Source organism: Candidatus Hydrogenedentota bacterium, from assembly GCA_012523015.1.
In the GTDB taxonomy this organism is placed as follows: Bacteria; Hydrogenedentota; Hydrogenedentia; order Hydrogenedentales; family CAITNO01; genus JAAYBJ01.
The window spans coordinates 1-23122 of sequence record JAAYJI010000198.1; the positions used below are offsets into that span (position 1 = coordinate 1).

General features: G+C 52.6%; 18 protein-coding genes and 1 tRNA gene. 8 read left to right on the forward strand and 11 right to left on the reverse strand.

All coding sequences use genetic code 11. The annotated features are described in order from the left end of the window. The 6 genes from GX117_08595 to GX117_08620 all read right to left on the reverse strand — a co-directional run. A partial coding sequence (locus GX117_08595; GenBank protein NLO33398.1) for a phosphate transport system regulatory protein PhoU occupies window positions 1-299 on the reverse strand: 299 nt, incomplete at its 3' end. A gap of 32 nt (window positions 300-331) precedes the next feature. After that, window positions 332-1087, reverse strand: coding sequence for a phosphate ABC transporter ATP-binding protein (gene pstB / locus GX117_08600; protein ID NLO33399.1), 756 nt, complete (start codon window positions 1085-1087; stop codon window positions 332-334). A 5-nt stretch (window positions 1088-1092) separates the two neighbouring features. Beyond that, on the reverse strand, window positions 1093-1863 hold the full coding sequence (locus GX117_08605) for a phosphate ABC transporter ATP-binding protein (protein ID NLO33400.1): 771 nt from the start codon (window positions 1861-1863) through the stop codon (window positions 1093-1095). Continuing rightward, entirely contained in the window at window positions 1860-2702 is an 843-nt protein-coding gene (pstA, locus tag GX117_08610) for a phosphate ABC transporter permease PstA (protein NLO33401.1), read from the reverse strand. Before pstA ends, GX117_08605 begins: the two co-directional genes overlap by 4 nt. Further along, window positions 2699-3559 (reverse strand): phosphate ABC transporter permease subunit PstC, encoded by an 861-nt coding sequence (pstC, locus tag GX117_08615; protein ID NLO33402.1) that lies wholly within the window; start codon window positions 3557-3559, stop codon window positions 2699-2701. The genes pstA and pstC overlap by 4 nt, the downstream gene beginning before the upstream one ends. Beyond that, window positions 3556-4263 (reverse strand): phosphate ABC transporter substrate-binding protein, encoded by a 708-nt coding sequence (locus GX117_08620; protein ID NLO33403.1) that lies wholly within the window; start codon window positions 4261-4263, stop codon window positions 3556-3558. The genes pstC and GX117_08620 overlap by 4 nt, the downstream gene beginning before the upstream one ends. 571 nt (window positions 4264-4834) lie before the next feature. Between GX117_08620 and GX117_08625 the strand changes: the two genes are divergently transcribed. The 8 genes from GX117_08625 (at window position 4835) to GX117_08660 (ending at window position 15290) form a co-directional block, all read left to right on the forward strand. Continuing rightward, on the forward strand, window positions 4835-6013 hold the full coding sequence (locus GX117_08625) for a hypothetical protein (GenBank protein ID NLO33404.1): 1179 nt from the start codon (window positions 4835-4837) through the stop codon (window positions 6011-6013). 99 nt (window positions 6014-6112) lie between these two features. Then, the gene (locus GX117_08630; GenBank protein ID NLO33405.1) at window positions 6113-7417 is read left to right on the forward strand and encodes a Gfo/Idh/MocA family oxidoreductase; all 1305 of its coding nucleotides are present in this window, start codon (window positions 6113-6115) and stop codon (window positions 7415-7417) included. Further along, a complete protein-coding gene (locus GX117_08635; GenBank protein NLO33406.1) occupies window positions 7414-9558 on the forward strand; it encodes a TIM barrel protein in 2145 nt (714 codons plus the stop codon). Before GX117_08630 ends, GX117_08635 begins: the two co-directional genes overlap by 4 nt. Before the next feature lie 261 nt (window positions 9559-9819). Continuing rightward, window positions 9820-11190, forward strand: coding sequence for a phosphomannomutase/phosphoglucomutase (locus GX117_08640; protein ID NLO33407.1), 1371 nt, complete (start codon window positions 9820-9822; stop codon window positions 11188-11190). A 29-nt stretch (window positions 11191-11219) separates the two neighbouring features. After that, window positions 11220-12755, forward strand: a complete 1536-nt coding sequence (locus GX117_08645) for a hypothetical protein (GenBank protein ID NLO33408.1) — start codon at window positions 11220-11222, stop codon at window positions 12753-12755. Window positions 12756-12867: 112 nt separating this feature from the next. Further along, window positions 12868-13455, forward strand: coding sequence for a peptide deformylase (gene def / locus GX117_08650; GenBank protein ID NLO33409.1), 588 nt, complete (start codon window positions 12868-12870; stop codon window positions 13453-13455). A 16-nt stretch (window positions 13456-13471) separates the two neighbouring features. After that, complete coding sequence (recR, locus tag GX117_08655) at window positions 13472-14074, forward strand: recombination protein RecR (protein NLO33410.1); 603 nt, start codon at window positions 13472-13474, stop codon at window positions 14072-14074. 91 nt (window positions 14075-14165) lie between these two features. Then, the gene (locus tag GX117_08660) at window positions 14166-15290 is read left to right on the forward strand and encodes a trypsin-like serine protease (protein ID NLO33411.1); all 1125 of its coding nucleotides are present in this window, start codon (window positions 14166-14168) and stop codon (window positions 15288-15290) included. A gap of 8 nt (window positions 15291-15298) precedes the next feature. On the opposite strand, the gene GX117_08665 is transcribed toward GX117_08660, so the two are convergent. The 5 genes from GX117_08665 to GX117_08685 form a co-directional block, all read right to left on the reverse strand. Further along, the gene (locus GX117_08665) at window positions 15299-18574 is read right to left on the reverse strand and encodes a hypothetical protein (protein ID NLO33412.1); all 3276 of its coding nucleotides are present in this window, start codon (window positions 18572-18574) and stop codon (window positions 15299-15301) included. 77 nt (window positions 18575-18651) lie between these two features. Beyond that, entirely contained in the window at window positions 18652-19488 is an 837-nt protein-coding gene (locus GX117_08670; protein NLO33413.1) for an alpha/beta fold hydrolase, read from the reverse strand. Between the two features lie 122 nt (window positions 19489-19610). Further along, a complete protein-coding gene (locus tag GX117_08675) occupies window positions 19611-22274 on the reverse strand; it encodes a M48 family metalloprotease (GenBank protein NLO33414.1) in 2664 nt (887 codons plus the stop codon). A gap of 510 nt (window positions 22275-22784) precedes the next feature. Next, window positions 22785-22860 (reverse strand) — tRNA-Lys (locus tag GX117_08680). A gap of 97 nt (window positions 22861-22957) precedes the next feature. Continuing rightward, on the reverse strand, window positions 22958-23122 hold a 165-nt coding region (locus tag GX117_08685; protein NLO33415.1), incomplete at its 5' end, for a hypothetical protein.

Here is a 23122-nt window from a genome sequence, read left to right on the forward strand (position 1 = left end):
ATACTGACGGCCGCATCGCCTATACGTTCCAACTCTGTATTGATCTTTAGAACGGCAATGATAAAGCGCAGGTCATGCGCCACAGGTTGATGCAATGCCAGTATCTTTTGACACTCTTCTTCAATGTCTACTTCCGCCAAATCGATTGCACTATCGTTGTCAATCACTGCTTGGGCTGTATCTTTATCTCCGTCTTGAAGCGATTTTACCGCTTGATGAACGGATTGTTCTACCATATCACTCAATTCGAGTATTCTTGTTTTGAGTCTTTCAATTTCTGCAAGAAGATGCCTAGACATTGTATGAGCTCCTATCGGGCAATGGGTCGCGCTTATCCATAATGACCAGATACATAGTTTTCTGTTCGTTTATCTGTCGGATTTTCAAAAATATGTGCTGTCGTGGCGAATTCGATTAATTCGCCCAATAACATAAAGGCTGAATATTTTGAGACTCGGGAAGCCTGTTGCATATTATGCGTTACGATTACGATGGTGTACCGTTCCGCCAAATCACGCATGAGATCTTCAATGTGGCCGGTTGCGATGGGATCCAAGGCAGAACAGGGTTCATCCATAAGCAAGACTTCCGGTTCAATAGCGATGAGCCGAGAAATACAGAGTCGTTGTTGTTGTTCGGGAGATAAAGCGAGGGCAGGTCCATTCAAATTGTCTTTGACTTCGTCCCACAAGAAGGTAGCGCGCAAACTATGCTCTACCACCTCATCCATTTCTTTGCGTTTTTTAGTCTGATGCACACGCAGTCCATACGATACGTTTTCGTGTACGGACAGGGGAAAGGGGTTCGGTCGTTGAAAGACCATACCCACCCGCTGCCGCAAGCGTATAAGATCGATTCCCTGGCTGTAAATATCCTCTCCATCGAGAAATATACCGCCTTCTATGCGCACTTCGCGATCCAACTCATTCATGCGGTTGAAACAGCGCAGCAGCGTTGATTTCCCACAGCCGGAGGGTCCTATAATGGCGGTAATCGTTTGCGCTTTAATTTGGAAAGTAATATCTTTGAGCGCGTGAAAGTCGCCGTAATACAGATTTAAACCACGTGTATTTATTTTGCTATTCACCGTCTTTATCCATATTGACCGACAAGATAATCATTGGTACGTTGATCGGCAGGGTTTGTAAACAACCGCCCTGTATTATGCACTTCGATAAGGTTCCCCATTAAAAAGAAGGCGGTTTTATCGGAGGCCCGTGCCGCTTGACGGGTATTATTCGTAACTAAAACAATAGCATGACTCGATTTGAGTTCCAAAAGCGCATCTTCGATTTTGGCCGTAGAAATGGGATCCAAGGCTGAGCATGGCTCATCGAGCACCAACACATCCGGTTCCAAGGCAAGAACCCGTGCGATACACAGTCGTTGTTGTTGACCACCGGACAGATTGTATGCCGGCAGGCCGAGCCGGTCTTTGACTTCTTCCCACAGCGCCACAGCTTTCAAAGAAGTTTCTACCAACTCATTCAATCGATCCCGCGACCGCACTCCTGCGAGTTTTGGACCGTAAACAATATTCTCATAAATCGACCAAGGCAGGGGGCCCGGTACGGCATAGACCATGCCCACTCTCCTGCGCAACCGTGCCACATCCACTCCGGGCCCATAAATATCTTTCCCTTCAAGAAGGATTTGTCCGGTGCGCTTGAAATCATCTCTTAAATCGTTCAGCCTGTTTAGACAGCGCAGAAAAGTCGTCTTCCCACTATTCGCGGGACCGATGATCGCCAACCGCTCATTCCTGCGTATATCCAGCGTAATGTCATTTAACATGCACTTGTCACCAAGATATACCGAAAGGTTTTTGACCTCTATAATTGTATCGGGATGCTTGCTCGTCATGAACCGCCTCTTCCTACAAAACGTTTCATCAACCAGTACGCCAAGCCGTTTAAAATTAAGATAATGATAATCAACACAGCGGCTGTGGCATAGGCTTTATCTACAGACAGGCCTTCCCTGACTAAAATATAAAAGTGAAGCGCAAGGGTGCGGGATGAATCGAATATAGACCGGGGCAAACGCAGCGCAGAACCTGCAGTCAACATGACGGCAGCTGTTTCACTAATACTGCGCCCCAAAGACAATACAATTCCGGTACCAATACCCGGCAAAGCGGAGGGAAGCACAACGCGGGTAACCATTTGCCAACGGGTGCTGCCCAAACCGTAGCTTGCCTCACGGTAGGCATAGGGAACCGAGAGAATGGCTTCTTCCGCCGTACGTATAATGGTGGGGAGCACCATGAGCGCCAAGGTCAACGCGCCGGAGAGTACGCTGAGGCCCATGCCCAAATAAATGCCAAAAAACACGAAGCCGAATAAGCCGTAAATAATGGACGGGATTCCTGCCAGACAATCGGCGCCAAATCGAATGATAAAGGTGAGTTTATTCTCCCGTGTATATTCTGTCAGAAAGACTGCTGTGCCGACCCCTAAAGGCGCGGCAATGAGCACAGCCAAGCCTGCCACCATAAAGGTGCCGACTATCATCGGGAAAATGCCGCCGCCCCGTCCCATGCTTTTGGGCGATTGGCTCAGAAACTCCCAAGACAATTGGGGCAACCCCTTCAGCAATATGAAACAGATGATATACAGCAAAATACCGATGGTTATCATCGTAAGAGACCACAAGAAAGTAACAGCGATACGCTGCATAACTATGGGGGAAATCCGTCTCATGAACGTCCCCTCTTTCCGGCGCTGCGGCGGGATATGACCAAGGCAATGGTATTAAAGATCATGATGAAAACGAACAAAGTTACGCCCGTGGCAAAGAGGGCTTCACGATGGTGCCCTGTGGCATATCCCATTTCCAACGCGATATTACTGGTCAACGTTCGCACCGGATCCAAAGGATTGCCGGACATTTCCAAGGCATTGCCTGCCACCATGATAACGGCCATAGTCTCGCCCAAAGCGCGGCCCATACCAAGAATAATCGCAGCCAAAATTCCGGAGCCTGCCGCTTTCAACATTAACATATGGGTAGTTTGCCATTTCGTCGCGCCCAAGGCTAGTGAACCCTCCCAATAGGCGCGCGGCACCGCCTTCAAGGCGTCAATGGAGATGCTCGTTACCGTAGGCAAGACCATAATCCCCAGCACAATCGAAGCTGCCAGCATAGACAAGCCCGGACCGCCCAAAAACGTGCGTATCATGGGGACAATGGTGACCACGCCCATGAAACCATAGACGACAGAGGGGATCCCGGCCAGCAATTCTATGAGCGGTTTCATGACCGCCGCCAGTTTCGGCGGACAGAATTGGGTTAAAACGATTGCCATTCCCAGACCGAAAACGGCGCCAATCGTCATGGCGCCCAAGGTAACGGCTAATGAACCTACGATCATGGATAAAATACCGAACTGACCTTCCGTAGGTTCCCAGTTTGAGGAGAAGAAGAAGTCTCGTACACCCGTGTTCAAAATGAGCGGCAGCCCTTCTTTAAAAATAAACACGGTGATCAGCGTTAAGCCTGACAGCGCGGACAAGGATAGTAAAAACAAAATAAAGGCTATGAATCGGTCTTGTTTCATGGATTACGCACAAGCCCTTCAGATTCCAATATGGTCTGTCCCTCATCGGAGAGAACGAACTCAAAAAACGGTTCCGCTTCAGGGCGCAACGGGCCTAAAGTAACAAAATAGAAGGGGCGGACAAGGCGGTACTGACCTGACTGTACCGCTTCAGGTGTAGGAGCCACCTGATCCACCTTCACTTTCTTTAATTCGGGCCCCGTCATATTTAAAGACATATATCCAATAGCGGCTTTATCGCCTTTAACCAATTCGCGGACGGCACCGTTGGATTCTTGCGTCAAGGCTTTACGGGAAATCTTTTCAGTGCCCATGACGAGCTGCACAAAGCTCTCTCGGGTGCCCGAACCTTCTTCCCGTGTAATGGGGCGAATTGGGTAGTCCTCACCGCCTACTTGCTTCCAGTTATCAATAGCGCCGGCGAAAATTAGCTGTAACTCTTTCATACTGAGATTTTCGACAGGATTATTGGGATTTACAACGATAGCGAAACCATCTTGTGCGATAACCTGGCTTGTGAAGAATTCTGCTTCCGATTCGCTCAGTGAGCGCGAACACATGCAAATGTCGGCCAAGCCGTTTCGCACTGCTTGCAAGCCTGCTGTGGAGCCGCCGCCTTGAACTTCGACGTTGTCCTCGGGATTATCCGACAAATAGACCTCAGATAAAGCCTCGGCAAAAGGTTGTATCGAGGTTGAGCCCATTACATTGACTGCTCCGTCGTGAATGCCTGAACATCCAGCCGAGCAAACGAACAGCGCCGCAACGACAAGAAAACAAAAGGCTTTCTTCAAAGAATACACTGATTCAAAATCCTTCAGCCCAAAAGGTCAATCCAAGTATTGGAAACCATACCTTCACTTTACTGTTAACACGCTGCCGAAAATGCTCTACCAAATTCACCACCACGTATTTTGAAAGATAAAAATACCTTCTTTGGATAACAGCATCAAGTATTGTACACAGCGGAACCCGTCACAATTTCCTCCCAAAGAGATTGTCACTCAAAATCGGGATCCGCACAACCCGGGAATGGGCTAAATTACCTTTATTAATCATGTCCACTAACATGAATTGTTTTATTATACCTGTTCAGCCCTATCGCTTCCTAATCGAAAAGAAGGGATACCCCAAACATTATTTTCGCAGAGCCTTGGGGAATAGTCCTTTTCACCGAAAAAATCATGGCGATTGCTTGCATTATATCCCTGAAATGTCCCAAAATAGTATTTTATTAGGTAAAGGAAGTCCTCTTTAAACCCGGAGCCCCTGCGTATGAGCTTTTCTCTCGTGTTGGTCAGCATCTTTGCACAGTTACCCGGAGAAGCACTCTCCAAGCCCGATGACTGTCATCATGTGAAGGTATACTACGAACCCGGTCGTTTTGGAGGATGGCCCGCCAATCACGGCATCTGGAGTTGGGGTAATGAAATTTTAGTAGGCTATAGCAAAGGCTATTACAAAGATTTAGGACCCACTCGCCATCATATCGATCGCGAGAAACCGGAAGAGTTTTGGTTAGCCCGAAGCCTAGACGGCGGCGAACATTGGAATTGGGAACATCCCGCTGCACAGGGCTTTCTTATTCCCCGCGGCAAATTCTTACACGGTACCGAAACACCGGGACAAGCCCTGCCGCCCATCACCGATTTAAAAGAACCCATGGATTTTTCCCATCCCGATTTTGTATTGACCTTTAGAATGGAAAATATTGACGGCGGCGAATCCCGCTTCGAATATTCCTATGACCGCGGACACAGCTGGAAGGGCCCTTATCGTTTGCCCGACTTCGGAACACCCGGCACCGCAGCACGTACGGACTACCTGATTTCCGGTAAAGCAGAGGCATTAATCTTTATCACCGTAGGAAAAGAGAATGGGGAAGAGGGCAGAGTCCTCTGCGCCCACACAGACGACGGCGGCATCACGTGGACACAGCGCGCATGGATCGGACCTGAACCGGAAGGCTTTGCGATCATGCCCTCCACCGTCAGACTTTCCAATACGGAACTCTACACTACCTTGCGCCGGCGCGAAGGCACGTTCCGTTGGATCAGCGCCTGGCGCAGTCTCGACAATGGCTTCACGTGGTCACAGGAAAAAGACCCTGTGGAATACTTAGGCGAAGGCAATCCGCCCATGCTCATTGTATTAAAAGACGGGCGTCTGTGTCTCACCTACGGGCTGCGTGCCTATCCCTACAGCATCCGCGCCAGAATAAGTGACGATCAAGGCAAGACTTGGGGGCCTCAAATCGTATTGCGCGATGACGGATTAGATCGCGATGTGGGCTATGTGCGCAGTGTGCAGCGCTCCGACGGCAAGGTGGTGACCATCTACTATTTTGACGATGAACAAACCGGTCCCGAACGCTATATTGGCGCGACCATTTGGGATCCCAATCGGCTTTCCACAATCACCACAGGCAACCGAGAACGACAACGGGCATTTTAAAAGATATTCTGTTATTCTTATAGATGATATGAAGGAATTTTATCCGTGTTGCGTTAATGCAAACTAATGATCATTGTTGATCGCACAGAAAGGAATCGTATGAAGAAGGAAATCACGCGTCGCCAGTTTGTTGGGAGTTCCCTTGCCTTAGGAGCGGGGTTTTTGCTTCCCACCATTATTCCCGGGTCTGTCTGGGGACAGCAGGGTAATACTTCGCCGAACAATTTGATTTCCATTGCCTGCATCGGAGTCGGCGGTATGGGCATGGACAATATGAGCAAATTCCTTACGCTGCCCGATTGTCGGGTCGTGGCGGTTTGCGACGCCTATGAAGACCGCAGAAAGAAAGCCAAAGAAGTTGTCGACGCCAAATATGGTGATTCAGGCTGCGCCATGTATGCTGATTTCCGGGAAGTGCTGGCAAGACCCGATATCGACGCCGTCATGATCGCCGCACAAGACCATTGGCACGCCATCATGGCAACCGAAGCCGCCAAAGCAGGCAAAGACCTTTATTGCGAAAAACCCCTCGGCGTCTCAATCGAACAATCCCGCGCCATTGTGGATGCCGTCCGCAAGCATGAGCGCGTCCTTCAGACCGGAACGTGGCAGCGTTCTCTCGATAGATTTCAACGTGCCTGTGCGCTCGTACGCAACGGTTATTTGGGCAAAGTACACACCGTAGAAGTGGCGGCATCCGGCCCCAGTTATGTCCCCAAATACAAAGGATCCTTAGATCCGCAGCCCGTTCCCGAAGGCTTTGATTGGGAAATGTGGCGTGGTCCCGCTCCTGCCGAACCTTATAATCCCGGCCGTGTGGATTGGCCCGATTGGTATCTCATTTTCGATTATTGCACCGGCTTCATTTCGAATTGGGGCGTCCATCATCTTGACATTGCGAACTGGGGATGTCCGCAAATTGCTACGACGCCCTTCGAATTGGAATGTGACGAGACCTTCCGCAATGAAGGCTTTACCAATAATTCCAACGGTTGGAACGCCACATTCACCTATGCTGACGACTTTAAGATGATCTTCAAAGACAAAGAACAGATGAAAGCAGGCGCTCGTTTTATCAGCGATGAAGGATGGATCTATATAGACCGCTCCGGTCTCTGGTCCGAGCCTGCTTCCTTAATAAACACCAAATTCAAAGACAGCGATGACCTCTTAACCGATTCCATTAATCACGGCGGCAACTTCTTAGAGTGCATCCGCAGCCGCAAAGATCCCGTTTCCAATGTGGACTCTGCCCATCAGGCATCCTGCTTGGGCATGCTGGCAGATATTGCGGGCCGCCTCGAAACAAAATTGTCGTGGGATCCCGCCACGGAGTCCTTTAAGAACAATGACGAAGCCAACGCTATGCTTCATCGTGAGATGCACAACGGATGGTCGATATGAGATATGCACCTTTCCTTCCCTTAAAAATAATGCTTGTTGTGGTGTTGAGCCTTTGGCTTGTTCCACAAGCCTTGGCTCAACAGCCCTTCGGCTGGACTGTAGGCCCCACGGCGTGGACTTTCAAATCCTTTACTTTTTTTGAGGCCGTTGAAAAAACCGCGGCCCTCGGCATGGCGCACATTGAAGCCTTCGAAGGTCAGCTGTTGATGCCGGGCGCTGACACGAAACTTGCTCCCGGTATCGCTGATGATGCTGTTGCCGCCCTTCACGCCAAACTCAACGATGCAAAAGTACACTTAATCAACATCTATATCCATCGCATTCCCAACGATGACACGGCGTGCCGTGAGATATTCGAGTTTGCGAAAAAGCTAGGCGTGTCTGCCATCGTCTCCGAACCGGAACCGGAAGCCTTGGATCTCATCGAAGGGTATTGCGACAGCTACGGCATTAACGTTGCCCTGCACAACCACCCCGAAGGCAGCTCCCGCTATTGGCATCCCGATGTCATCATGGAAGTCCTTGAAGGGCGCGGGCCGAGACTGGGCGCTTGTGCGGATACAGGGCACTGGTTACGTTCAGGATTGAATCCGACCGCTATGGTACGCATCCTCGGCAAACGGTTAATGACCGTACACATGAAAGACTTAGACGCTGCCAAACGTGACGCCAATGATGTGCCCTGGGGCGAAGGCTGCGGAGAATTGGACAAGGTCTTGGAAGAATTGGCAGCATGTGGAGCCGTACCGCTCCTCTTCGGTATCGAATATGAAGCGGACTGGCAAAACAATATGCCTCAGGTTGCCGCCTCCCACAAGTGGTTTGCCGAGACAGCGCAGAAAATAGCGGGGGAGATGACCCGCTCCGATCCGCTCTTTGTCGGCTGGGCGTCTGCCGATATCACTCCTGATCAGCCTGTGGCGATCATTGGTCAATACAACACGCGCCTTTCCGAGGGAGCTATTGATCCGATCACCTTAACCGCCTTAGCATTGGAAACCCGCTTTGAACAGGGCGCCAAAGAAGAAGCGGTTTTGGTGTCCTGTGACTTATGTTTTGTCGATAATGCGACGGTTAATAAGATCCGCGCTGCCATTAAGCCCCGAATCCCCGACTTTGATCCCAACAAATTGGTCGTCAGCGCCACGCACACCCATGACGGTCCCGGTCTGGATGATGCCACCTATGAGGGCGTCTATGATATTTCAGGCGCGCCCGATGCCATGACCGCATCGGAATATGGCGCGTTTTTTGTGGAGAAAGCTGCAGATACCATTGTCGCCGCCTGGGAAAGCCGCTCCGCAGCGGGAGTAAGCTGGGCGCTTGGTCATGCCGTCGTCGGGATCAACCGACGTGTACAGTATTTTGACGGTAAAACGGTCATGTACGGCGATACAAACCGAGAAGAGTTCATGGGCTTTGAAGGCAGTGCCGATTCCGGATTACCGCTCCTCTTCTTCTGGACACCGGAAAAAGAACTAACCGGCGTCTTGGTCAATCTGCCGTGTCCTTCGCAAGAAACGGAATCGCTCTTGCAATTATCCGCCGATTTTTGGCATGAAATCAGGGGAAATCTGAGACAGCGTCTCGGCTCAGGGCTCTACATATTACCGCAATGTTCCGCTGCAGGCGATATTTCTCCCCACCGCACCATACGCAAGGCGGCGGAGGAAGCCATGCTGAAACGTAAAGGTATTTCTTACCGTGAAGAAGTGGCATTTCGTGTTGCCAACGCCATTGACGAGGTTTTGCCCGGCGCACGGGAAGAAATTCAGTTTGAGATTCCGATGCAGCATCGTCTCTTGCTTTTGGATCTGCCGGAAAAGGATCCGCCCACGCCGCCCTTTATTAAAGGGGACTCCGTGAAGCCTACGGAGATTCACGCGCTGCGCATCGGCGAAATCGCGATGGCGACTTTTCCCTTCGAGTATTATCTTGACTATGGATTACGCATTCAGGCGCGGGCAAAAGCCATTTTAACCCTTACCGTACAACTGGCAAATGGTCAAAGCGGTTATTTGCCCACGGAAGAAGCAATTAAAGGCGGCGGCTACAGCGCCGAAAATTATCTTGTAACACCTGAAGGCGGTCAGCTCATGGTCGACGAAGTGGTACCTGCGCTCAACATGTTTTGGCCGTGATCCTCCTTTTATAAATACGATCTGACGTCGCAGACCTCCGCGCTAACAACGCGGAGGTTTTGTCGGCTTCATGCCCGAATTTCCCAGCAAAAGCCGCAATATCATTGCATAAACACCGCGGCACCGGGAATTGGGTAGAAAGAATATATGTTGTCATGATACTATGATGGCGGGTCAGCGTACCATGCATAGTATGCTGTGTATAGGGCATTGTTTAAGGCGAATCAAGGCACAAGATCTAAGGAGATGAAGATGAAAGCGATTAATCCGGAAATTTTTCGTGAATATGATATTCGGGGTATTGTGGGTGATGATGCGGATATCAATGAAGAGGTGATGGAACGTCTGGGCATGGCTTTTGCCGCTTACTTGCGCGGCAAGAAAAAATACAACCGCGTTGTCATCGCCCGCGACGGACGCCTTTCCGGTAAAAGCCTTTCCAATGCCGTTATTGACGGACTCACCGCCTGCGGTCTCGACGTCATCGACCTGGGCATGGTGCCGACACCTGTGCTCTATTATGGATTACAAACCTTGGAAGTGGACGGCGGCCTCATGCTCACTGCCAGTCACAATCCCAAAAACTATAATGGAATGAAGGTTGCCGTTGGCAAGGGGACCATTTTCGGCGCAGAGATTCAAAAGCTCGGCGCTATAGCGCAAAAGGGTGTTTTCCCTCTATCTAAAAAGAAGAGCGTGACCATTACGCGCATGAATCTTTGCGACAAATATATTGCGCGCGTTCGTCGGGGCATATCCCTGCAACGCAAACTGAAAGTCGTCGTCGATGCGGGCAACGGCGTGGGCGGCTTGGTAGCAGTACCGCTTTATGAGGCGCTGGGCTGTGAAGTGATCCCCTTATACTGCGAGGTGGACGGCAATTTCCCGAATCATCATCCTGACCCGACGAAAGAAGAAAATCTGCAGCATCTCATCCGTGCCGTTAAAAAACATAAGGCTGATGTGGGCATCGGTTTCGACGGCGACGTGGACCGTCTCGGCGGCTGCGACGAACGGGGCAAGATGCTTGCAGGCGATCGACTCCTCACCCTCTTCGCACGGGATATACTCCAGCAAAAACCGGGTTCGGTCATTTTAGGCGAAGTCAAATGCAGCCGCAGCTTCTATGAGGATGTGGAGAAACGGGGCGGTAAATCGATTATGTGGCGTACCGGCCATTCCCATATCAAAGCGGCCATGAAAAAGTTTAACGCACAACTTGCCGGCGAATTGAGCGGCCACATTTTCTTTAAACATCGTTGGTATGGTTTCGATGACGCCATCTACGGCGGCGCACGACTGCTCGAACTCTTGGCCAAAGAAGATAAGGCGCTGAGTGAACATTTCGTTGATTTTCCCAATCGTTTTGCCACGCCTGAAATCGAGTTTAATTGCCCCGACAACAAAAAGTTTAAGGTAGTCAAGCAAGCGACGGACTATTTTAAAAAGACCTTAAAACTGGATGTGGTCACCATCGACGGCGCACGCATTGAATTCCCCGACGGTTGGGGTCTGCTGCGCGCCTCCAATACGGCGCCCAAACTGGTCATGCGCGTGGAAGCGGACACCAGAAAGCGGATGAAAGAAATTGAGGCGCTCGTACGGGATAAAGTGTTAGAGCTGAACGGCTAGCATCCGCGCTTTTCCCTCTAAAGTATCCTATGCCACGGTTGCCCTTAAAACTCGTCGTGTATTTATGCTACCAGACAGCTGTCTTGGCGGTCTTTGCTTTCGTACTGTACCAACTTCGCAGTTTTGACGGTGTCATCGTTGTCGAGAAAGGCAGGGGAGAGCGCCGGGCCGTTCAACCGGTTCAAAACGAAAACAGTTCCTTCGCCTTTTTAAATAAGGCGCTTCCTGCGGAGCTCCTTCATTTCGATAATCCAAAGGCTGTCTTCACGGTTTTAGACCGCCAAAAGGCCTATCAAACAACAGAGCTCCCTTTTATTCTCTCTTTAAAAGAGAGCCGCATCTTAGAGGAAGGCTCCTTCAAAAACGAGTTGACGGTAGAGGCGTCCAACGAGCGCTCCACCTACCGCGTAGAAGCGGGCGACACCCTCAACACGCCCGAAGGCATGCTCTCTGTTGGCGGCATAGAGCCATGGTCAGGACTGGTGAAAACCGCCCACGGCACGCCCATGGCCGTGTTGACCTTAAACGACAGCGACGCAGCATCTTACGCTCCCCTTTTCCTCAGCCCTGAAACGGATCTCCGCCCGGAACCGGGTCTTTTGCTTCGTCTATACCTTGTTTCCAACGAAGCGGAGGCGCGCGCCGCCGTTCCGAAAGAGCCGCCGCCCGCTCCTCATTTCCGGTGGGCAGTTCACGAAGATACGCGGAGCCATTGGTTTGACACGGTGACGCCCGGCACAGGGCTTACCACGGGCAACGGAACCGAATACACCCTCCTCGCAGCCGAAGATACAGAGGAAGGACGGGAGCCGCGCATACACATCGAAAAGAGAAGCGGCGACCGGCGGGATCTTATTGTCGTGGATGCAAACAGCTTCTCTCCCGACGGCGACCTAGAATTCCAATATTTTAACGACACAAGTCTTGTATTGTTGTATGCCTGGCATGACGGCGCTGTATGGGCGGCAACTTGGGTCAACGGCGAAAAGCTAGGGGAGGCGCAAGTATTTGAAGGCGGCACCATAGCCCTTGCGCCGGGGGATAGCCCGCCACGCTTCCTAAAGTTGGAACAGATGCTCTTGACGGCGCTGCCCCTCCAAGCCTCTCCACAGGGTCCGCAGGCGCTCGTACTGAACACATCCTCCGGCACGGTTCGTCTCCGCCAAGGCAGCAATACGACCCTCGGCACGACGCGCTTCTTCTTTCATCGCATCGAGGAAGCGCCCAAGCTGCAATATACCCTCCGTGCCTCTTTTGGCAAAAGGCGGGAAGCACAAGAATTCAGTGTGGAACCGGGCTCACATGCCCGCGTTGATTCTTGGCTCATTATCCATGATCAACCCAAGAGTGGGGGGGCGGCCATTGCCGCCTTGGGCGTGCGCCGCATCGTTTTCAGCCTTCGCGATTATCTGACCGCATTCATCCTCTATGTGGCTATGACCGTCATCTTAATCCTTCGTTTTGGCGTGTTGAGGAAAAAGCCTCCCGCCTTCGACACAATCGCGCGGGACGCAATACCCTCTCAAGAACCGACCGATGGGGGCGACGGGGACACCGTGACCTGAACGGTACCCCCTCTGAACCAGACGGGCGGCGCAGGTTCAAAAATACAAAATACCGACAAGTGCCGGCTCATGATGTACAATAGTATAGGATGTATATTCTTCTATTTCGGAAATGCTTCCTCTTTTCTTGTTGTTACTCATTGAGCTGCCTTATAATGAGACCTTAGAAACGGAGACTGTTATGGCGATCATGAAAATTACTGAATATCCCGATGCACCCTTACGCGAAAAAGCGAGTGCTGTGGATCGTTTCGATAAAAACCTGCTGCGATTAGTGGATGATATGATTGAAACCATGTTTTTCAGTGATGGCGTAGGTCTTGCCGCGCCGCAAGTGGGTATCAGCAAACAACTTTTGGTACTCTGCGAGCCTGACGGCGATCCGCTCTGCCTTGTCAATCCTGAAATCGTCGAGATGGAAGGCAAAGAATATGGAAACGAAGGCTGCCTAAGCCTGCCCAACCTCTTAGCAAGCGCACCCCGCGCCACACGCATCCGCGTCCGTGCCCAAGACGAAACCGGCGCCCCTGTCGAATTTGAGGCCCATGACTTTTTAGCACGCATCATTCAACATGAATACGACCATTTGCAAGGCAAGCTCTTCCCCGATCGTTTGGATGTGATGACACGGGAGGCGCTCTATGCGGAGTGGGAAGAAATGAAACGCAACCCCTCCGCTTTCGCAGACCTGTCTAAATGATGGAGAATGTGCGTTCATGTTTATCGAATCGCCTGTTGTACAACGTATGATCAATGCTTTGCGCCGCCTGCCCGGGGTAGGCCGCAAAACAGCAGAACGCTATTGCCTGCACCTATTGACCATGGCTCCTTCCGAGGTGGAAGACTTTTGTGATGCTATCGGCACGGGTCGCGCGGCAATTACCTGGTGTCCTTCCTGCCGCAATTTAACCGATGAAACACCCTGTTCCATTTGCAGCGATCCGCGCCGCGATCAAAGTCTCTTGTGTATCGTAGAACGGCCTGTAGGCGCCATGGCGCTTGAGAAGGGCGGAGCGTATCGGGGCCTTTATCACGTGCTCCACGGCGTATTGAACCCTTTAGAAGGGATCGGTCCCGACGACCTCCATATTGATCAGCTGCTGCAACGCATCGAAGCGGGCAGCTTCAAAGAAGTAATCATCGCAACAAACGCCACTGCGGAAGGCGAGGTAACCGCGGCCTATCTTGCCAAACGTATTGGCGCGTTACACATTAAAGTGAGCCGGATCGCCCACGGCGTGCCCATGGGCGGGGGATTGGAATATGCCGATGATATGACCCTCATCCGCGCATTGGACGGCCGCGCCCTCATTTCCTGAATCCCCCCTTGCCCATCTCCGCAGCCCATGCCCGGCAGCTGCCTCACAGCATTGTAAGGCGCTTACAAAATCGACCATAAGGAGACCGATCATGACCCGGCATTTCTTGCTGCTCAGCCTGCTTTTGGCACTGATCCCCGCCCTGAATAGCGCCCAAGGCCAGGAGGAAATAACGAACTCTCGGCGCAACGCCATTGTGCGCGCCATCGAACAAGTCAAATCGTCGGTGGTCACCATTAACGTGGTGGAAATCCATGCAGAACGAGAACAAGATCCCTTTTCGGGTATGTTTGACTTTTACTTTCGCCGTCCCCGCGTACGCGGTCGTCTCGTCGAAGGATTGGGCACCGGCTTCATTATCGATCAGGAAGGTCATATCCTCACCAACTATCACGTCATACAAAATGCGGATCGTATCGTCTCCGTGACCCTCTCTGACGGCAGCGCCCTGGATGTGGATGTCGTCGGCGCCGACGAGCGAACCGATATCGCCGTATTAAAAGTGATCGGCAACCAAGAATTATCCTTTGCGCCCATGGGCGATTCCAACGACTTATATATCGGCGAATGGGTCATCGCCATTGGCAATCCCTTCGGCACCATGATCAGCGATCCCCAGCCCAGCGTCAGCGTGGGCGTTGTTTCCGCCAATCATCGCCGTGTCAGCCGTCAGGTAGGCGGCGGCGAAAGACTCTACCAAGGCATGATCCAGACCGATGCCGCCATCAATCCCGGCAACAGCGGCGGTCCGCTCGTCAATGCCTCCGGTGAAGTGATCGGCATCAACACCATGTTATTTTCGCAAAGCGGGGGCGACCAAGGCCTAGGCTTTGCCATCCCCATCAATCGCGCCCGCCGTGTTGCCCAAGAGATCATCGCCTATGGGAGACGGCGCAACCCGTGGTTCGGTTTTCGCGGCGAGGCGCTCAGCAGCCTCAACCAAAGCATGTTGGAAAAACTCGATATCCACGAAGAATCCGGTGTCATCGTCACCGAAATCCTGCGCTCGAGTCCCGCCTACCAACAAGGCTTGGACGTGGGGGATGTTGTCATAGCCGTGAATGGCGAAAGCGTCGAACATCCCCTAGACATTGATTTCATCAACTGGGGCCTATTTATAGGCGACGAAGTCGTCTTAGAAACGCGCCGTAACGGCAAAGTCGGAATCGTCAAATTCCGTGTCGTTGAGCTATCCGCCGCCGACAAAAATGTATAGACCAGCCTTTATTCCACGACCCGAAAATAGTGACGTGCCTTTTTCCCCGACGCAAGCTCTTTCACATAAACCGTCCACAGCCCAAGCGTATCATTCGGGGCAAGGGCCAAGTTGATCTCCACGCCCTCCTCTTTAGCGCCGTAGAAGCCGCTCCATTCAGCCTGCCGCCCGTCCGGATCTTTGATGAGAATCTCCACGGGCACGATCGCAGCGAGGGCGGTATGGTTATCGTCCACCACGGAAACGGTGATCCGCAGTTCTTCAAGCCGTTTCACACCTTCAGCCCCTTCAATATGAATACCTGCAATCGCTTTTTCACTAACCATCCAAATACCGCCGCCGCCCGGTTCCAACGCCACCGGCAGCTGCAGTCTCTCCCCATCATGGCTTGTTGCCACAGGCTCATGAGCCACCAAATCATAGACCTGAGCCGCAGGCCCCCGGTCGATGGAAAAGACCGCGTCCAGGGGAAGCCCGTTCTCCATGACCATCCCATGATGGCCCACGTAGCTTCCGAATTCCCGATGATCGTTAATGGCAAAGATATAGTCTGCGTCACCATAACGGCGGTGATAGGGCAGCACTTCCGCCTCTGACGAGCGCAGGTAAGGCTCATACGCGCCTTGCAATGCTTCTTGCAAGGTCTTCGCTTGCCGCAACAAGGCGGCCTTATCCTTATCCGCTTTTTTAGAGCGCGGCCGCAGGGTCAAGTTCAAATCGGCGTGAAGGGCAGGGCATAAGCGCTCATCCCCCACAATGAGCCCGCCCGCCCCTTGGAAGGCTTGAATACGCTCCACCACCGCGCGGGGCAGCACATCGCAATCTGCCAAGACCAAAACCTTAAATCCGTCTAAGCCGTCGCGCAGAATCGTTTCTTCATAAATAATTTCCGGCTGCAATCCCGCATAGAGCAGGATGTGGTAGGCATCGCCCGCCCAAGAACCGCCCCAGCCGTAGGTCCCTCTACTTGCAAAGATAGTGGAACTGAAACTTTCCAAAAAGGCAACATCAGCCGGCGCACCGGGCAGCTGCGTTAACGTGGGGCCCAAGGGCGTTACGACGGTGTCGACCAATTCTTTGAGCGCTTTCTGTGTCTCCGGATGGGTAAAGCGATACGCCGATTTCCCTTCCACAGGCACGAGGGATTGCCAGCCGTGGTACATAATCCCTTTGACGGGCCTGCTGATCTTTGTCCAAAACGCCTCTTTAAGATGGGTCGGCGCAATGGTAATGTACGCCGCATCAGGATCATAATCTTCCCAAGGCGACGCAGCCGTACCCGTGCTGTCCGTTGCCTTGTCGTCCATGGGCGCCGTCTGCGAACGATACCAAATAATTTGGGTCATCTTCATGACATCTTGTCCCGGCACGCCGCCCTTCGCCATGGCAAAGAGCTCATCGGCACACAGTCCAATACGGATCGGGTCGGGATAACTGTAGGTCCAATGGGATAAATAATCCACTGTACCGCCGCTGCCCCATAGAGGCGGTACGCGAACGGCAGGATCAAAAAACGTCCAGAACCCTTGACGGGCTCCCTCTTTTAATCCTCCATGAACAGCGGAATGAATCTTGTTCCAGCCGTCACCATCGCGCCAAAACCAACGGTAAAACCGGAGGAGCTCATCATCATCAGCGACGACCCGATCTTCGGGAAAATTTTCCACATTGGTATAGGAAACACCGTTTTTGCTTACGGCAGCATCGGGAATGTCTACACCGGCGGCGGCGCGGTACAAGGCGCGGTCATGCTCGTGAAAACACAACTGAGAACCGTCGCGCACTTCCGTATTAATCAGCGCCCCTTGAAATGCGGGGAAGTCGTGATAACTTTCTGTGATAGACAAGCCCACATTCTTGGCAAAAGGCTCAAGTTTCGGAAAATTACAACAAATATTCTGCCGATCATAGCCCTTGCCGTCGCGGTCGATACGCAAGAGTTCCTCTTTATTTTCCAGCCAATGACCCACACCAACGCTGATCACAATACCCAGATCATTCACCAAGGCTTCATCAAGCATGGCGGCAATAGGCACCATTTCTTCATCATCATAAAGGCGCACAGGCGCTTCCGCCTCCCACACCGTATCGAAAGGACAGCGCAGCCCCAAACAATGGGTAAATCCGATCTCTTTCAACCTTTGCAAATTATCCAAAACCTCGCTGACGCCGCCAACACCCCACATGACAACGGGCATACGGTGGGGCGCTTTTCTGCCCACAATGGTCACGGGAAATTCCGTGTTGTCCACCCAAGAATCGTCATCGCCAAGCTGACAAGACACAACCAATGTGTACGTGTCGGGACGAAGGGAGCTGTCTAAAGGATAGGACAAGTTATGTTCCTCGCCCGGCGCGAGGCTCACCTTTTCACTAACCGCTCCGCCCGCCTGCGCGATCTGCGCCTTTATGTTCAGATCAGTGAGCGCTGCACTGCGCAAATTTTTAATGGTGAAGGCTAAAGGCGCAATGCTTTCGCCTCGTTCATAGGCACTCCTTAGGTAGGCAGCGGTCACACGGACGGGCGAAAACTCCAAAGCCCCTTCGCTGATACGGATCTCATCCAAGCGGCCGGGAAAACCGTGATAATAACTGCCCAGCCGGTCGCCGATTGATAAGAGATGGTCGCCGGGATAGACAGCGCCGCGCCCTGATTTAACGGAAGTGCCCACACAACGGCCGTTCTGAAAGAAACGCACCTGTCCCGCTCCGTCATAAGAAAAGGCGACATGAGACCACTGGCCGGGCTTAAATTGTGCTGCTTCTTGCGAACGCCATAAGGCTGAATCCTCTCCAAAACCGAGATTCACACGCATAATGGCGTTGCCTTCCTCATCGGGCTGCTCGATCATCCATTGATAATCGGTGTGGGCTACATATTTCTTGTCAATGAGAAAACTTTCCCCATAGCCCAAAAACGACTCATCCGGGCACAGCCACATTTCAATGGTGAAAGCGCCCCGCGGCGAAAGGGCATCCGACCGCTTCACCTCTATGGCGTGGCGGCTGTCATCAACGGGCCACCCCGCAAAAGAAGCGAAGCCTTCGCCGAAACGCCCGTCACGATCTAAGACAGCGCCCTCCAATCTGCCGTGATGCCCATTGCCCGATACATCAACGATCTCGTCGCCCTCACAGCTGCCATTCCAAAAGGCGATGACATGATCGCCCGAGGCGTCTTCGCCCGTATACGCCTTTTCCCAAAGTTCCGCCTCTTCCGCAAAAAGGGAAAAGGCGCTGAGAACACATACCATCCCGATCAATAGACCCATAGGCTTAAACACGGCTGCTCCTCCGAAGGTGAAGATTAGTGGCAATACAAAGACATCACCCCTCATTCTATGCTTTTGCGCTGCAAACATCAATCCTGCGGCGGCGCCAAGATAAAGGTTAAGCTGCGGACAGCGTCCTTATAGCAGGTCTGATGACCGCCCGCTTCATCATAAACAAGCAGCACTGCCCGCTCCATCTGCTCCAAATGCGCCGCCAGCCTCAGAACGCTCGCCGCAGGCACCACCTCATCCAAAGCGCCTGCCGTCACCGCCACAGGCATGGTCACCCGTTCCGCATGCAATTCAGGACTGCGCTTCTTATATTCCTCCGGCACCTCGCACTTGCTGCCGCCGTAAGATGCGGCAATGGCATCTTGAAACTGATCATATTCTACGAGGTTTGCCGTGCCGTTCATGGACGCTGCCCCTGCCGTCAAATCGGGGTGAAGGGCTGCAAAGATCAAGACCGCCGTGCCGCCCATGGACCCGCCGCAGAGATACACCTTTTCCAAGTCATGGCTTGCCTTCAGCCCTTCGATAATCTGGACAAGATCCGCTTCCGCCGCAGGGCCCATCCACGATGTTTTGGCGCGATAATCGGGGGAGACCAACAGGAGCCGGCGCTTCGCCGCCACATCGCGCACAGCGCGGCATTCGTCCCGACCGTCGCGGATGAACTGCCAACGGTCTGAACCGTGTCCGTGCAAGGCGATCAAAATACCGTCGTACGCTTCGGAGGGATTCGCTCCCGGATACATACACACATAGCGCTGTGTTGTCCCATCGCAGCGGGCAACAAAAGCGATGTCTTCCACGTATCGCCCCCCTTCCAAGCTTGCCGTGACGGCGTGATCTTCGCCTTCCTCTATCGCCGCCGCCGGAGCACCGCAAAAAAGCAGAGGCGCTAAGACGAAAGCACAGACCATGACGGGAAAAACTTTCATAGCGATTCCTTTTCCAAGCAGCTCGGCGCGCGCACAGGAACGGGCCGGATTACGGCGACAGCGGCCTTACGCTCCCGTAAACAATCCCCAAGACGGGGGGTTCATCATCTCGAACTGTATACATATAAATAGTCATGATGTATCCAGCCGACTTTTTGGTCGGCTGTTTTGACGTTGACCCATTCCAAGCCTTTCGAATAGGGCGAGATTATGAAAACATGATTATTCTTATACAGTTTGGTGATGATTTTCCCTTTCAGCGACGGACTCTGCCGGAGACGCACACCATCCCCCGTTACGATGCCCTCCAAGGTCTGAAGCACCACCGGCGCAGGAGCCCAATAATCATCCTCCTCTTCATCCACGAAGCTGTCCAGTTGCTGACGACTCGTGATATTCAGTGAAAAGGTATAAGCCTTCTTTCTATCCCCACTTGTCCAAATGCCGCCGAGCTTCGTGGCTGAAGAAAAGGAACCTTTGAATGAACCGGTCTCATCACCGTCGTAGTGTTCGGTTAATTCAATATTACCGGACAGATCATAATCTCCAAATACAGCGATGTTTGTTCGGTATTTATCATAATAATAAGTGCCATAAACGACGTTTTTGTCAAGATACAGTTCCATAGTGATGTTTTTGGAACCGTCAATAACCCCCGCAAGCTGAAGCTGTTGCGGCAATCCCAAACCGTACAGATCCCTGTCCGCATACACAGGCGAGGGCGCAGGCACAGGGGGAGGAGTAGGCGCAGGCGCAGCCGTAACCGCTGCCCGATGATCTGCATCCCGTTTTGCTTGCGACGCCTCTCTCTGTTGGGTCACGTTCAGAACACGTGCCGCGGCAAGGTATTTTTCCTCCTTATCCGTCTGTGACAACGCGCCGGATGCCTCCGAGAAGGTATCGACGGTTGCAGCCTGTTTATTTTCCGAGTCCGCCGCTGACGCTTCCTCCGCAGGCGGCTCGGAAGAACGCTTCACGGCAGGAACAAAATTATCTTTCGTATCCAATACGGAAGAGACAGTCGGTGCAGGGCTTTCCTGTTCCTGCACCCGTTGAATCGAGGAGGTCTGCGGCGCAGGCAGCTCTTCCTCTATAAGAGCTGGAGACTCCGGCTGTGCTGCGGCAGCTGCATGGGTCGCCACGGGCGCGGGGGGATGGGCAGGGCGCTCTTCAACCACCTGCACAGGCGTCTCTGTCCCTATCGCTCCGTCTTCGGAGACGAAGAACCCAATAACAAAGAGAACAACAAGACTCACCAGAATCGATAGGGACACGATGAGCGCTAGTTTCTTTCCTTTTTTGGGCTTCGCAGGATCGACTCCGGCCTTTACCGGGCTTGCCGCAACAGGCACAGGCTGCGGCATCGGAGCAACCGGTGCGGGAGTGGGCGACGGGGGCGCCGCAGCGACAGGCGGCACGGTCGGCGGTATCGGAGCAACCGGTACGGGAGTGGGCGGCGGCGGCGCTGTATCCACGCCGTATGCTTCCACACGGAGCGGCGCGACCCCATCTTCAACGGGCAAAGAGACACCTTCCGCGGCGTCCTCCAATTGCGTCCATTCCACTTCCCCTTCCACGCTCTCCTGAACCCTTATTTCAGCTATTGTTGAGAAAGGCTGTTCTTGCGCAGGCGCCTGTTCCCCAAGCTCTCCGACAAGTTGCGGAAGGGGCGGTACTGCCGGCGCTTCAACAGGCGCCGTAGCCACAGCGGCCTCTGCCGGGGCTTCCATAAGCGCAGCATGCCTAAGTTCTAAAGCGTTGATCCGTCTGTCCACAGAGGGGTGGGTAGAAAACAAATCGCCCAAGGCGCTCAGCGGAGACGATATTTTTAAGGCGGCATATTGTGCGACGCTCTTATCGTATTCGATGAGCGACACCTCTTCGCCCAAATGTCTCAGCGTCTTAATCATTGCATTGGAATCCAAGAGCTCAGCGGCAATACGATCCGCTTCGAACTCTCGTCTTCGGGAGAAGGCATAGACGACGAGCGTGCCAAGGACGAGGAGTATGGACACGACCACAAATCGAATGACCGTTAAAATGGCAACGATAATCCAATCCAGATCATCGATAAAAAACGCTAAAAAACGGAGTGTCGAAAGGGGGATGTAGAACAACAGCACAACCGCATTCACAACGGCTTGTATCAGGGAAAGGGTGATCATATCCCCATTGGCAATATGGGCAATCTCATGGGCAGTCACAGCGGCGATCTCGTCTTCGTCCATACGGCTCAACAAGGCGGTGCTGTACGCGAGCATAGCGCTCTTACGCGTCGCCCCCGTTGCGAAGGCGTTCATCTCTTCCGATTCATAAATGCCGACTTCCGGCATAACCTCAAGCCCCGCACGCTGTCGAAGCCCATCGACCATATTGTAAAGTTGTATCTCCGCAGCATCCCGCGAATGAGCCGAGATCGTCTTTACTTTATGGGCACGCTTTACCAGCCATTTCGACATGAGCAGTGTCCCGAAAGGAACGGTAGCGCCCATGACGAGCAGAACAGGAACCACCATTACGCCTTGGATTCCGATTGTGGCGGCTGTCGTGAAAAACAGGGTTACTATGACGGCAGCGTTTGCCAGAAGAAACCATTTCACGGTCTTTTTATAGCCGGGGTCGATATGGATCCTTCCTTTGCCGCTCACCTGGCTTGTAATCGTTTCGAATTGGTGCCCCATATCACACCACGTGACCACGTGCCCACAGAGTGGACAAGATTCCGCGTCTCGCGCCAAATCATTATTACAACTTCTGCATCGTAACATGGAAAGCTTTCCTCCTTTGCACTACACACCGTATCGGGATTGCGCAGTCCCAACCCTCCAAAGGAAATAGCGTATCTTTGTTTTATACGCCTTGCATTCGCGCTGCACGGTCTAGATTATCACATCTTCGAATTGGGGTCAACCATCATGAGTAAGAACGGCGGCCATACACGCCCGGCAGCGGGCGCCGCCTACGATGTCTTCAAGCCTAGCCATACACAGTATCCCCTTTCGCTGCATCCGGCAGAAGCTGCCGGAAACCTCAATCCCCCGGGCAGAGATAAAAGCTGGATAGACTTCCTTTCCCATGATCAGGCATTAATACATCGAAGGACACTTCCGGAGCCTTCACACACCCGAGTAACACGAAAATCGATTATAGCCCAATTGGGGCCAAAAAGAAAACAACGCCATTCTCGCTAACAGGTAACACTAAGGCCATCCGATCTATCCCATAAAAAAAAGAAACGCCGTAAAACCTGTAAGATAAGGATTTACGGCGTTAAAATCTGGTGAACGGGGCGGGATTCGAACCCGCGGCCACCGGATTAAAAGTCCGATGCTCTACCGGCTGAGCTACCCGTCCAGAGGAAGGCGCATAAACAACCCCATCGCTTAATGGGTGGGGAAAGTGTGTGTAACGTGCGTATTATATCTTGTGTTTAAGGGGTAACGCAAATTTCTCAACAGCACGCAGCGTGGGGCGGGGGATAGGGGCGGAGATGTTTCTTTCTGATGGACAGGATGGACACGATGGACGGGATGGACGGGATGGACACGATGGACAGAAGACGAACAAAGCCTTCCGGTGTAGGGGCGCGATTTATCGCGCCCGAGGTGTTTGTATC

Coding starts and splice junctions, on each gene's coding strand:
- GX117_08675 (NLO33414.1), bottom strand. CDS start 22,274: ATGTTACGATGCAGAAGTTGTAATAATGATTTGGCGCGAGACGCGGAA.
- GX117_08625 (NLO33404.1), top strand. CDS start 4,835: ATGAGCTTTTCTCTCGTGTTGGTCAGCATCTTTGCACAGTTACCCGGA.
- GX117_08670 (NLO33413.1), bottom strand. CDS start 19,488: ATGGTCTGTGCTTTCGTCTTAGCGCCTCTGCTTTTTTGCGGTGCTCCG.
- GX117_08620 (NLO33403.1), bottom strand. CDS start 4,263: ATGGGCTCAACCTCGATACAACCTTTTGCCGAGGCTTTATCTGAGGTC.
- GX117_08660 (NLO33411.1), top strand. CDS start 14,166: ATGACCCGGCATTTCTTGCTGCTCAGCCTGCTTTTGGCACTGATCCCC.
- GX117_08645 (NLO33408.1), top strand. CDS start 11,220: ATGCCACGGTTGCCCTTAAAACTCGTCGTGTATTTATGCTACCAGACA.
- pstC (NLO33402.1), bottom strand. CDS start 3,559: ATGAAACAAGACCGATTCATAGCCTTTATTTTGTTTTTACTATCCTTG.
- GX117_08605 (NLO33400.1), bottom strand. CDS start 1,863: ATGACGAGCAAGCATCCCGATACAATTATAGAGGTCAAAAACCTTTCG.
- pstA (NLO33401.1), bottom strand. CDS start 2,702: ATGAGACGGATTTCCCCCATAGTTATGCAGCGTATCGCTGTTACTTTC.
- def (NLO33409.1), top strand. CDS start 12,868: ATGCTTCCTCTTTTCTTGTTGTTACTCATTGAGCTGCCTTATAATGAG.
- recR (NLO33410.1), top strand. CDS start 13,472: ATGTTTATCGAATCGCCTGTTGTACAACGTATGATCAATGCTTTGCGC.
- GX117_08635 (NLO33406.1), top strand. CDS start 7,414: ATGAGATATGCACCTTTCCTTCCCTTAAAAATAATGCTTGTTGTGGTG.
- GX117_08630 (NLO33405.1), top strand. CDS start 6,113: ATGAAGAAGGAAATCACGCGTCGCCAGTTTGTTGGGAGTTCCCTTGCC.